Here is a 12963-nt window from a genome sequence, read left to right on the forward strand (position 1 = left end):
TCCGGCAAGCTGCGATGAATTCTACTATGGTTAAACTCTGGGATTCGTTAACTGTCTGAAAGGAACAGATTTATGACGCGCACAGGTAAAGTGATTTCCTGGGTTGTGGGTGTGATTATCATTCTGTTGATTGCTATCGTGATTTTCATCGCGATGTTCGACTGGAACCGGCTCAAACCCACCATCAATCAAAAAGTCAGTACAGAACTTAACCGCACTTTCGCCATCCGTGGCGATCTGGGCGTCGACTGGTCGCGTCATAAAGATGAAGCGGGCTGGCGTGCGTGGGTGCCCTGGCCGCACATTCATGCGGAAGATATCGTGCTCGGCAACCCATCCGATGTACAGACCGGCGAAAAAGACGCGCAGATGGTGAAACTCGCCCGCGTCGATGCCAGCATTGCGCCGCTGGCGTTATTGCATAAAGAAGTGCTAATCCCCACGATCTGGCTGAAACAGCCGGATGCCTCGCTGCTGCGTCTGGATAATGGCAAAAATAACTGGACGTTCAACCTCGCCAACAGCGAGAAGAAAGACCCGGCGCAACCGCCTTCCGCCTGGTCATTTACCCTCAATGACATCGTATTTGACCGCGGTCAGATCGATTACAAAGATGCCCAACTGAAAGCCGATTTCCGCGCGGTGATTGATCCGCTGGGCAAACCGCTGCCGTTTACCGAAGTGGTCGGTGATAAGAGCGATGCACCGAAATCCAAAACACCGCCTTACGTGTTTGGCTGGAAAGTGGACGGAAAATACAACGGCGAATCCCTCTCCGGCAGCGGTAAAATCGGCGGCATGCTGGCGTTGAAAGATCCCGATGCGCTGTTCCCGTTACAGGCGGATGTGCGCTCCGGCAACACGCGGGTGGCCGTGACGGGGACCTTGCAGGATGCGATGAATCTCGGCGGTCTGGATTTACGTCTCAAATTCTCCGGCCAGACGTTGTCCGATTTGTATGGTCTGACCGGTGTGTTGTTACCGCAAACCCCGCCGTATTCCACCGACGGCCATTTATCGGCGACGTTACACGGCAAAAACGGCGCGGTTTACCGTTATCAAAACTTTAACGGCGAAATTGGCGACAGCGATATTCACGGTTCACTGACCTATCAGGCCAGTAAACCGCGGCCTAAACTGAGCGGCGAAGTGGTTTCCAAACAGCTGCGCTTTGCCGATCTGGCGCCGCTGATTGGTGCCGATTCCAACAAGGATAAAGCCAAACGCGGCGAAACGACCCGCCAGCCTTCCGACAAAGTCTTGCCGGTGGAGAAGTTCGATACCAAAAGCTGGCGCGTGATGGATGCCGATGTGAAGTTCAGCGCCAAACGCATTGAGCACGGCAAATCCCTGCCACTGAGCGATCTGAGCACTCATCTGAAACTCAACGATGGCGAGATCCTGCTCGACCCGCTGCGTTTCGGTGTGGCGGGCGGTAATCTAAATTCCACCATCCGGCTGGAAGGCGACAAATCGCCGATGCAGGCGCGTGCGGACATTCATGCACGTAAGCTGAAACTGAAACAGTTGCTGCCAAGCGTGCAGTCGATGGAGCGCAGTCTGGGTGACCTGAACGGTGACGCAACCCTGACCGGCACCGGGAACTCCGTCGCCGCGCTGCTGGGGACCAGTAACGGCGACATGAAAATCCTGATTAACGATGGCGTGATCAGCCGTGGCCTGATGGAACTGGCCGGTCTGAATGTCGGTAACTATGTGGTGAGTAAACTGTTTGGTGATGACGAAGTGGCGATTAACTGCGCCGCCGCCAACGTTAATGTCAGGAACGGGCTGGTTACGCCACGTCTGTTTGTGTTCGATACCGAGAATGCGGTGATCAACATTACCGGCAACACCAACATGGCGACCGAACGGCTGGACCTATCGATCAATCCGGAAAGTAAGGGGGTACGTATCCTGACCTTACGTTCACCGCTGTATGTGCGCGGCACGTACAAAAATCCGGATGCGGGTGTCAAACCGGGGCCGTTGATCGCCCGGGGTGCGGCAGCCGTCGCGCTGGGTGCCGTCGTCGCTCCGGCCGCTGCCCTGCTGGCGCTGATTTCCCCAAGCGACAATGAAGAAAACCAGTGCGGCCCGATATTGCAGCAGATGAAAGAGAAGTAAGCTCCTCCCCCTCGTGAGAGGGGAAGGCGCTGGCATTAATCACCTTCGGGTATCTGTATTACTGAGGCACCGGATCCAGTACCGCACAATTGTGGTCCTGGATCTCTTCCGTGGAGGCGTTATTGAGTTTCAGCAGGTCGCGTTCGCTGGCGAGCAGCAGGAAGTCGCCGCCCGGCAGGGTGACCATCGCCATACCGAAATGGCCCATCTTCTTCTCCGCTTCCGGGACGCCTTCTGCCAAAAGCCGGAACGCGCCTTTCTCATTCAGCTCGGCTGAGGTCACTTTGCGCGCCAGATAAGTGTGCCCGAGCAATTTATCCGGCAGTGCCTGCCAGTTATACCCCATCTGCCCGCCATCCCTGCTCAGCGTGGTTTTCACCTGCGGCAAAAGACAGGAAATATGGATATGCAGCTGATTCTGCGAGCGGCCGTATTGTGAGTTGATCGCCAGCGAAACATTGGCGTCATCAATCGGTTTGCCGTATTTATCCGCCATAAAATGCCGCGCATTCCATGCCTGACTGAAAAAGTTCGGTGTGGCCGGTTCCAGCAGGGCGGGGCTTTCCATACCGGTGATGCGCGCGGTGGGCATCAGCAAATATTGCAGCGGGCCGTTCAGGTCTTTCAGCACCACAAATCCATGTTGTTCATCCACCTGCACACAAGGATCGGGTTTGCCCGTGCTTTGCTGATTCGGCACGCATTTCTTACTGACGATGTTCCACAGGGCGTTCGGATTGGAGGTGTGAGGCCAGAAATACCAGAGGGCCGCAGCAATGACGATAAGCAGGAGCAGGACAGGCAGGATAAATCGACGCAAGCGCATAAGAAACCTTCGCTGAAGAAACCGTGCCGGGCGCAAACCGGGCACGGTGTCCGGGTCAGTTACAGTGACTGATGGGCGGTTTCTTTCGACAGTAACAACGCGATCAGCGTCAGCGTTGCCATTGAGGCCAGATAAACGCCCACATAGAACAACCCGTAATGGGTTGCCAGCCAGGTGGCGATGTACGGCGCGACGGATGCGCCCAGTATCGAAGACACATTATAGGAGAAGGATGCGCCGGTATAGCGAACTTCTGTCGGGAACAGTTCCGGCAGCAGCGCGCCCATCGGGCCGAAGGTCAGCCCCATCACCATAAAACCACACAGCAGGAACACCATCACCAGCGCCTGTGAACCGGCACCCAGAATGGTCGGGAAGCACAGCGCGAAGACGATCATCAGCAGCGTAATGCAAATCATGGTTTTGCGACGGCCAAACTTATCCGCCAGCTGACCGGCTACCGGCACCATCACGCCGAAACCGATCACACCAATCATCAGCATCAGCAGGAATTCGTTACGCGGAATGCCCAGACCCACCGGTTTCGCCGCCGTGCCGTAACCCAGTGAATACACGGTCATGATGTAGAACAGCGTGTAAGTCGCGACCATGATGAAGGTGCCGAGGAGGGTGGCTTTTTTGTATTTGGTGAACAGCGTGCCGATCGGCACTTTGACCTGTTTGCCCGCTTTGGCGATTTTGGCGAACACCGGCGTTTCGTGCAGGGAAACGCGCACATACAGACCGACGATGACCAGCACCGCAGAAAGCAGGAACGGCACACGCCAGCCCCAGGAAATGAACTGTTCGTCCGTCAGCAGCCACGACAGCAGCAGGAACATGCCGTTGGCGAAGAAGAAGCCAATCGGTGCGCCAAGCTGCGGGAAAGAACCGTACAGGGCACGTTTCTTCGCCGGGGCATTCTCAGTGGCGAGCAGCGCCGCGCCGCCCCATTCACCGCCCAGTCCCAGCCCCTGACCAAAGCGCGCCAGTGCCAGCAGCAACGGTGCGAAGACGCCAATCGTCGCGTACGTCGGCAGCAGGCCGATCACCACGGTGGACACGCCCATGGTCAGCAAAGACGCCACCAGGGTGACTTTACGGCCAACGCGGTCGCCGAAGTGACCGAACAGCGCGGAGCCGATCGGACGTGCGATAAAGGCGATGGCGAAGGTGGCAAGCGACTGTAGCGTGGCTGCCGTCGGATCCCCCTGCGGGAAGAAAATATGCGGGAAAACAATCACCGCAGCGGTGGCATAGATGTAAAAGTCGAAGAATTCGATGGCCGTACCGATAAGCGATGCCACGATGACTTTGCCGCGGGAGTTCTGACTCACCAATTGCGCGTCAGCTTCTAATTCTGGAGTGATAGTGGCTTGCATAAGTGTTTCTTATTTGTAATGAGTGGGAGGGATCTAATGTAAATAAATGTATATCGAAAAGGCATCTTATGCAGAGCGCGGCGGTATTTCAACGCAACGAAAGCAGGGGGAAAGGGCAATTCAGGGTGGATCGGGGGAATGTTTTATCAGGGCAGGATTTCGCCAATCATAAGTTTGGCGAATGGGTAAAAGTCAGAGTAACTGACTGCAAAACCGCGAAATAAAAGTACGGCTCTTAGTCAGTTATTCTGGTTTTCAGGGTTACGCCCGGCTTTATTTGGTGTTATTCACTGCTTTTTAACTTCATTCTCAGCATTAACGTCGGTTATATGCATTTCATCTGGCACGATGAGGTTGTCCGGTGTGTATTCACTGTCGTTTCCCGTGGCCGTTTTTGCGTGTTTGGTGGCCTTTTGCTTCGGATCCGGCATCGGCGGGTCATCTTTGTATTTCGCCGTGGCGATCCACGCCGCGACAAACAGCGTCAGACGGGCGAAGAAATAGAAGAACGCCATCAGACCGATCACTGACCCGAACGCCGCACCGGAAGGCGAGGTCGCCAGTTTCGGCAGCGTCATGGTCATCACGAATTTGATCACCTCAAAGCCTACCGCTGCCAGCAGCGTGCCGCGCAGTAAGGCTTTTTTGCGAGGCTTATGGCGCGGCAACATCCAGAAAATCCACAGGAACAGCAGATAGTTGGCGGCAATGGAAATCACCAGCGTAATACTGGTCATCACCGGACGCAGCCAGTCGATGCCGCCCAGCCCCAGTGCATCGACAATGGTTTTTTGCGCCGCACCGGCAATAGACGTCAGAGACAGCGTGATGATCAGCGCCAGCACCAGCCCGGTCAGGGAAATAAAATCGCGGATGTAGCGGCGGTAAATCTTCTCCTGATCCTGCGGATTGCGTTCCCAGACATCACGCGACTGAGCGCGGATCGCCTCACGCAAATTGCCCATCCAGCTGACGCCGGAATACAGCGCAATCAGCAGACCGGACAAGCCCACGGCGGTACGCTGCTGAATGGCGGTATTCACCGTGCTTTTCAGCGTATTCGCCAGATTCGGGTCACTGATGCTGTTGACGATTTTGTTGATCAGCTGGGCCAGCAGATCGGGATTTGAGGCCAGCACAAACCCCACGGCGGCGAAAGACACCATCAGAATGGGGATCAGCGACAGAAAGGAGAAATAGGTGATGGCCGCGCCGAACTGGCTGCCCAGGCGATCGTTAAAACGTTCCATGGCACGCAGCAGATGCGCGACCCAGCCCCAGGACTGGACGTGCTCCACCAGCCGCGAGAAGCGGCCAATGTTTTTATCCACCGTCTGATTGCCGGTTTTGAGGTTAATCAGCGGCGCGGTAGTTTCCTGCGTTTTCGGTTCTTTTTTTGAAATGATGGGCATTGATCCATGTCGTCCATAAAAGTGCATCCAGCCTTAAGTATAGACACCTGAGTTGCTCAGGCTATGCCGCAGCGGTTTAACCGCTCAGGCAATGAACGTTTGGGTGATTTCTGTCAGCCAGTCCATAAACACTTTTACGCGGCGGGAAAGGTTCAGGCGGTGCGGATAAACCAGTGTGACCGGCATCGGCGGCGCACGGAACTGCGGCAAAATACTCACCAGCTGGCCGCCCGCCAACGCGTCACGCACGCCGATCAACGGTGCCTGAATGATCCCAAGACCGGCCAGACAGGCAGAGACGTAAGTTTCGGTGCTGTTAACGGTCACCGCGCCGCCACTTTTCACCGTTTTTACCTGCTTGCCGTCGAGATATTCAAAGGCGGAGGTGTGGCTGCCGAGGGTCTGTTCGTAATGCACCATCGCATGTTGCGCCAGCTGATCAGGGTGATCCGGCGTGCCGTAACGGCGCAGATAACCGGGGCTGGCGCAGTTAATCACGCTGAGCTGGCCGAGGGGACGCGCAATCAGCCCGGAGTCTTTCAGCGTGCCGGAGCGGATCACACAGTCAAACCCCTCGCGCACCACATCCACACGATGATCGGTGCTGCTCAGTTCAATTTCCAGCGCCGGATAACGGTTAAAAAACTCGGCCAGTCGCGGCAACACCAGATGCGTTGCCATTCCCACAGACATATCGACGCGCAACCGCCCGCTGACGCTGGCCGGATTCGACTGAAACATCGATTCCAGTTCATCCATGCTGGCCAGCAACTCCTTGCAGCGTTGATAAAAGACTTGTCCGTCCTGCGTCAGTTGCACGCGGCGCGTTGAGCGGTGCAGCAGACGCGCCGACATCCGCGTTTCCAGTTGTTGCACCAGACGCGACACACTGCCTTTCGGTAATCCCAGACTTTCTGCCGCACGGGTAAAATTGCTCAGCTCCGCGACCCGTACAAAAACCTGCATTGATTGAATTTTATCCACATTTTGCCTGATTGTTGTTGATACTGAGACAGTGAAACTCATTATGGACCATTTATCACGCCTGAGTAATCCAATAGGCTGTATTTCATCCGATGCAGAAGATGCAAAAAGCCAATGAGGTCTGAAATGAATCGTAAAATCGCAATTGTGACCGGCGGAAGCCGTGGTTTAGGCAAGAATGCCATTGAAAAGCTGGCAAAAAAGGGCGTTGACGTGATTCTGACTTACCACAGCCAGGCCGCTGCGGCGCAGGAAGTGGTCGCCACGGTGGAAGCTCAGGGCGGAAAAGCCGTTGCCTTGCCGCTCAATACCGGCGAGTCCGGCAGCTTTGACGCTTTTGTGGCGCAGGTAAAAACTCAGCTGCAACAGGTGTGGCAGCGCGACACTTTTGATTTTCTGGTCAACAATGCCGGTGTGGGTTTGCATGAGTCTTTTGCGCAGACTACCGAAGCGCAGTTTGATCTGATGATGAATGTGCACCTGAAAGGGCCGTTCTTCCTGACCCAAAAACTGCTGCCGCTGATGGCCGGCGGTGGCCGCATCCTGAATATTTCCAGCGGTCTGGCGCGGTTTGCGCTGCCGGGATCATCCGCTTACGCCATGATGAAAGGCGCGATTGAAGTGCTGACCCGCTATCAGGCAAAAGAACTGGGTGCGCGGGGCATCACCGCCAACGTGCTGGCTCCCGGCGCGATCGAAACCGACTTCAGCGGTGGCATGGTGCGCGATAACCCGGAAGTGAACAAAATTGTTGCCAGCAACACGGCACTGGGGCGCGCCGGATTACCGGATGATATCGGGGATATGGTGGCGCTGATGCTCAGCGATGAAGCGGGCTGGATGACCGCCCAGCGCGTCGAAGCGTCAGGCGGCATGTTCATCTGATGGCAGGTTCAGTCGTGCTGGAAACGCTTTGCTTTCATATGTTGCTGTTTTTCCAGCTCGAAAATCGCCCGTTGCAGGTCACGTTCCTGCGCGGGCGACAAATGCGGAAACTTAAAGCTCAGCCGCTGCGTGCTGACCGTCTCGCCTTTATTGCTCACTGATTTGCGCGCCATTGCGCCCAGATACTCTAAATCCACTTTAAAGGTGCCCAGTTCGGCAAGCTGGATCATCGAATCTTTCAGCACGGAACCGGAGGTGATCTCCGGCGGCGTGATCCCGTCAATTTCCAGCCCCAGCCCGCCCAGGGAAATGTCCCTGACACGGTAGGCGAACTCGGTCGCGTCCGGTAAGGTTCCGCTGCAACGGTAATCCGGCAGCCACGGCACATTCACGCGGAAATACTCACGACGTTGAATGAAATACAGCACCGGGGGAATATCGCAGGTAAAGGTAGGCAAACCTTCAAACGTCACCTGACGGACTTTGCTGCAGGAGTACTCTACTTTCGCGCCGGTCGGTTCAGCGACAAAACTCAGCGAGTCCGCTTCCATCGCCAGACCGTTTTCATAATCTGAGCTGCCCAGATCGAACAGGAACTGGTGGTTATCGGGATCCACGTCCAGAATTTTACTGATAAATTGCCCGCGGGCGTGGCTGACCATTACCAGCGTCTGATTCTTCTTTAAGTCACGCAGAACGGACAAGATTGCCAGCGTGTTCCGCTTAGCAAACGACTCTTTGGATACTTCGCTCACCTGCCACACCTCATAAGAAATAAATGCAAATTAATGGCGCAGCCGTTGCCGTATAAGACGCCCGATAGGGATTATCGGCTACGCAGAACAAAACTTTATCCGGAATTAAGGCGGTTCTTTATGGGTAAAATGGGCAATTGCTGTGCGAGAGTATGCCATTTTGTCCGCCCCTGACTTTATATATAGGCTATCTTTCACACCATTGAAGGTCTATTTCCCCTCTGTCTCAGATTTTTATTATCAGATTCGTCCTTTGCCACCGGACGACCAGCGTGTAATTTCACTGCGAAACTAACTTATGTAATTATTTAAAGTATTAAACTATTTTTAATGCACGTAACGACGATGTTAAATTGTTTACGAAATCTCGATAATATGAGTATTCGGTAACATTTGTGTGGTTGATTTTGTGATCATCTGCGCCGTTGTCGTCACTCCCCATTATTGTCCTTTCATACTCTGTGGAAATAAGCGTTTATTTCCCTCCGCACCGGGTTGTTGATTTCGTTTATCCAGCGCAAATCTGGATAGCTTTCACCTGCAAAACTAAAACTAAACATTCAGAGAAACAGACGTCATGAGAAAGATACTCGCCATGATCCTCTGCCTTAACGTGGTTGCTTTCAGCCAGTCAGCGTTGGCAGAAGATGAAAAGCCCGTTGATGTGTTACTGATCGGCGGCGGCATTATGAGCGCGACGCTGGGGACATACCTTCAGGAATTAGAGCCAGACTGGTCCATCGACATGGTTGAGCGTCTGGACGGTGTGGCGCTGGAAAGCTCCAACGGCTGGAACAACGCCGGTACCGGTCACTCTGCGCTGGCGGAAATGAACTACACGCCGGAAAAAGCCGACGGCAGTATCGATATCTCCAAAGCGGTCGAAATCAACGAATCCTTCCAGATTTCCCGTCAGTTCTGGACCTATCAGGTTGAGAACGGCGTGTTGCACAACCCGCGTTCTTTCATCAACAGCACGCCGCACATGAGTTTTGTGTGGGGCGACGACAACATCAATTTCCTGCGTAAACGTTTTGCGGCGCTGCAACAAAGCACGCTGTTCCGTGGCATGGAATATTCAGAAGACCCGGCGCAAATCAAACAGTGGATCCCGCTGGTGATGGAAGGGCGTGATCCGGCGCAGAAAGTCGCGGCGACCCGTATCCCGATCGGCACCGACGTCAACTTCGGCGAGATCACCCGTCAGCTGGTGGCGTCGTTGCAGAAGAAACCTAACTTCTCGCTGAGCCTCGGCCACGAAGTCCGCGACATCAAACGTAACCCGGATAACACCTGGAACGTGACCGTTGCCGACCTGAAAAACGGCGACAAAGAAAGCGTCATCAAAGCCAAATTCGTGTTTATCGGCGCAGGCGGCGCGTCCCTGACGTTGCTGCAAAAATCCGGCATTCCGGAAGCGGATAACTACGGCGGCTTCCCGGTCGGCGGCGAATTCCTGGTGACCGAGAATCCGGACGTGGTGAAACGCCATCTGGCAAAAGTGTACGGTAAAGCGTCTGTCGGCTCACCGCCGATGTCCGTGCCGCACCTCGACACCCGTATTCTGGATGGCAAACAGGTTCTGCTGTTCGGACCGTTCGCCACCTTCTCCAGCAAATTCCTGAAAAACGGTTCCCTGTGGGATCTGTTCGGCAGCGTCAATTTCTCCAACATCATGCCGATGACCCATGTGGGTATCGACAACTTCGATCTGGTGAAATATCTGGTCAGCCAGGTGATGCTCTCCGACGACGACCGTTTCGATGCGTTACGTGAATACTTCCCGGATGCGAAGAAAGCAGACTGGCGTCTGTGGGAAGCCGGTCAGCGCGTGCAGATCATCAAAAAAGATGAGAAAGAAGGCGGCGTTCTGCGTCTCGGCACCGAAGTGGTCAGCTCGAAAGACGGCAGCATCACCGCGCTGCTGGGCGCTTCTCCGGGCGCATCTACCGCAGCGCCGATCATGCTGCACCTGATGGAAAAAGTGTTTAAAGACAAAGTTGCGACGCCAGAATGGCAGGCCAAACTGAAGGACATCATCCCTTCTTATGGCACCGAACTGAACGGCAACGTGGCGGCAACCGAGAAAGAACTGGGCGACACCAGCCGCGTTCTGATGCTCGACAACCCGCAGCCAAAAGCCGCAGAACCGGCTCCGGCGGCGGACAATTCTTCAGCCCCTAAAAAGGGTGAAGAGCAGAAGCAGGTTGCAGACGTCGCGCTGTAATCTGATTCCGTAAAAAGTGATCGTAAAGGCGCGGGCAACTGCGCCTTTTTTAACATCTCACGTTTGCCATCAAACCCGATTTAGCACAAATTGCACGTTCTTTGACCGCCAGAAACCCCTCCAAAACTCTTTTGCAGAACCCTTAAAATCCAGCGGTGACGCGGCCTGAGCCACTGTCTGGGATCCCGTCTGCCTGTTTTTTTGAAACGTTAAATCCTTTTTTAAATTTTGTAGTGATAATGTTATATTCGTAGCCATCATTTGAAAAAATGAAGTTTCAGTAACGATCCCGCGTGTTTTTTTGCTAATTTCTTGTTCGATAGCCATAACAATATTCCTAACGAATAGCCAAAACAGAACTGAACATTTAGAGAAACAGACGTCATGAGAAAGATACTTGGTATGCTTCTCAACCGTGACTCACTGGGTGCCAGCGAGCCTGCGGCCGCAGAAGACGAAAAATCCGTTGATGTATTGCTGGTCGGCGGCGGAATTATGAGTGCAACCCTGGGGACTTATCTCCGGGAACTCGAGCCGGACTGGTCGATCCATATGATCGAACGCATGGATAGCGTGGCGCAGGAAAGCTCCAACGGCTGGAATAACGCGGGTACCGGCCATGCCGCGCTCGCAGAAATGAACTATACCCCGCTCATGCCCGACGGTTCTGTCGATATCACCAAGGCCGTGGCGATCAACGAAGCCTTCCAGGTTTCCCGTCAGTTTATGGCGTATCAGGTGCAGAAAGGTGTGCTGAATAATCCGCGCTCGTTCATCAACAGCGTGCCGCACATGAGCTTTGTCTGGGGCGATGAGAATATCGATTTCCTGCGCAAACGTTTTGCTGCCCTTCAGGAAAGTACGCTGTTCCGTGGCATGGAATATTCGGAAGACCCGGAACTGATCAAACAGTGGATCCCGGCAGTGATGGAAGGCCGTGATCCGGCGCAGAAAGTCGCCGCAACCCGCACCACCGCAGGCACGGACGTGAACTTCGGTGAAGTGACCCGTCAGCTGGTTGAGGCGTTGCAGAAACAATCCAACTTCACGCTGGCAAACGGTCAGGAAGTGCGGGATATCCAGCGCAATCCGGACAAAACCTGGCGCGTTACCATCACCGATCTTAAACACAGCCACAAACACCATGTCGTGAATGCCAAATTCGTGTTTATCGGCGCAGGCGGCGCGTCGCTGACGCTGCTGCAAAAATCCGGCATTCCGGAAGCGCGTGAATACGGCGGTTTCCCGGTGGGGGGCGAATTCCTGGTGACAGAAAATCAGGATGTGGTGAAACGCCATCTGGCGAAGGTTTACGGCAAAGCCGCCGTGGGCGCGCCACCGATGTCGGTTCCGCATCTCGACACCCGTATTATTGATGGCAAACAGGTTCTGCTGTTCGGGCCGTTCGCCACCTTCTCCAGTAAATTTCTGAAAAACGGGTCCCTGTGGGATTTGTTTGGCAGCGTCAACAGCTCGAACCTGCTGCCAATGACCCATGTCGGCGTGGGCAACTTCGATCTGGTGAAATATCTGGTCGGGCAGGTGATGCTCAGTGACGAAGACCGTCACGCCGCGCTGAAGGAATTTTTCCCGCAGGCCGAGCAGAAAGACTGGAAACGCTGGGTCGCCGGACAACGTGTGCAGGTTATCAAAAAAGATGGCAAGCACGGCGGTGTGCTGCGTCTGGGCACCGAAGTGGTGAGCGCAAAAGATGGCAGCATTGCCGCCTTGCTGGGTGCATCACCGGGCGCGTCAACGGCGGCGCCGATCATGATGAAGTTGCTGGAAACCGTCTTTAAAGAGAAAGCCGCCAGTGCAGAATGGCAGGCCAAATTCCGGGAAATCATCCCGTCTTATGGCACCAAACTGAACGGCAATGTGGAAGCGACCGAGAAAGAACTGCTGGAAACCAGCCGTATCCTCGGGCTGGAAACCCCGTCGCTGAAAACCACACCGGTTGCCGATGTGGTTCAGCTACGTCCGCTGGATGCTCAGGCGAAACAAGAGCCGAAACAGCCTGCGGATATCGCGCTTTAATTTCCTGTTTTCAGGCACAAAAAAACCGCTTAAAAAGAGCGGTTTTTTTTATTGGTGATTTAGTTAGCGCTAAACCAACCTTTTAAAACAAGCGGGAACGAGCAACCTCAACGAAAAGAACTGTACATGATTCACCCGAAACGAACAAGTTGAGTGACAATAAAATTGTCTTACTTTTTACATGGTCTTAGTGCTAGTCTGCGCGCGGAGCTAGTTTCGCCTGTTTAGCGACAGGTCACCGGGCTCAGGAAATAGCACTTAAGTACCGCGGGGACGAGCAACCTCAACACTGCTTGTCCTTCTCCTGTCGGTCCCGGTGCTTATGGGT

At 54.4% G+C, this 12963-nt stretch carries 10 protein-coding genes; 4 read left to right on the plus strand and 6 right to left on the minus strand.

Features of this window, described 5'->3' with window-relative positions:
• Positions 1-72 precede the first annotated feature (72 nt).
• Positions 73-2127 (plus strand): AsmA family protein, encoded by a 2055-nt coding sequence (locus tag J9880_RS08410; protein WP_232770313.1) that lies wholly within the window; start codon positions 73-75, stop codon positions 2125-2127.
• A 58-nt stretch (positions 2128-2185) separates the two neighbouring features.
• Here the strand turns inward: J9880_RS08410 and J9880_RS08415 are convergent, their stop codons facing one another.
• From J9880_RS08415 to J9880_RS08430, 4 genes are all read right to left on the minus strand, one after another.
• Complete coding sequence (locus J9880_RS08415) at positions 2186-2953, minus strand: CDP-diacylglycerol diphosphatase (protein ID WP_119825454.1); 768 nt, start codon at positions 2951-2953, stop codon at positions 2186-2188.
• A 59-nt stretch (positions 2954-3012) separates the two neighbouring features.
• A complete protein-coding gene (locus tag J9880_RS08420; RefSeq protein WP_119825452.1) occupies positions 3013-4335 on the minus strand; it encodes an MFS transporter in 1323 nt (440 codons plus the stop codon).
• A gap of 287 nt (positions 4336-4622) precedes the next feature.
• The gene (yhjD, locus tag J9880_RS08425; RefSeq protein ID WP_232770314.1) at positions 4623-5747 is read right to left on the minus strand and encodes an inner membrane protein YhjD; all 1125 of its coding nucleotides are present in this window, start codon (positions 5745-5747) and stop codon (positions 4623-4625) included.
• A gap of 84 nt (positions 5748-5831) precedes the next feature.
• Positions 5832-6731: a LysR family transcriptional regulator gene (locus tag J9880_RS08430; RefSeq protein WP_165772352.1), complete on the minus strand. Its 900-nt coding sequence runs from the start codon at positions 6729-6731 to the stop codon at positions 5832-5834.
• Positions 6732-6857: 126 nt separating this feature from the next.
• Here J9880_RS08430 and J9880_RS08435 point away from each other — a divergent pair, with 126 nt between their 5' ends.
• Entirely contained in the window at positions 6858-7616 is a 759-nt protein-coding gene (locus J9880_RS08435; protein ID WP_095923926.1) for an SDR family NAD(P)-dependent oxidoreductase, read from the plus strand.
• An 8-nt stretch (positions 7617-7624) separates the two neighbouring features.
• Here the strand turns inward: J9880_RS08435 and J9880_RS08440 are convergent, their stop codons facing one another.
• A complete protein-coding gene (locus J9880_RS08440) occupies positions 7625-8371 on the minus strand; it encodes a flagellar brake protein (protein WP_095923925.1) in 747 nt (248 codons plus the stop codon).
• Positions 8372-8948: 577 nt separating this feature from the next.
• Between J9880_RS08440 and J9880_RS08445 the strand changes: the two genes are divergently transcribed.
• Entirely contained in the window at positions 8949-10598 is a 1650-nt protein-coding gene (locus J9880_RS08445; protein WP_232770315.1) for a malate:quinone oxidoreductase, read from the plus strand.
• Positions 10599-10667: 69 nt separating this feature from the next.
• On the opposite strand, the gene J9880_RS08450 is transcribed toward J9880_RS08445, so the two are convergent.
• The gene (locus J9880_RS08450; protein WP_119825442.1) at positions 10668-10925 is read right to left on the minus strand and encodes a hypothetical protein; all 258 of its coding nucleotides are present in this window, start codon (positions 10923-10925) and stop codon (positions 10668-10670) included.
• A 57-nt stretch (positions 10926-10982) separates the two neighbouring features.
• Between J9880_RS08450 and mqo the strand changes: the two genes are divergently transcribed.
• Positions 10983-12635: a malate dehydrogenase (quinone) gene (gene mqo / locus J9880_RS08455; RefSeq protein ID WP_095923914.1), complete on the plus strand. Its 1653-nt coding sequence runs from the start codon at positions 10983-10985 to the stop codon at positions 12633-12635.
• The last annotated feature ends 328 nt before the right edge of the window (positions 12636-12963 follow it).

This window comes from Rahnella victoriana, assembly GCF_021276285.1.
GTDB classification, from domain to species: domain Bacteria; phylum Pseudomonadota; class Gammaproteobacteria; order Enterobacterales; family Enterobacteriaceae; genus Rahnella; species Rahnella victoriana.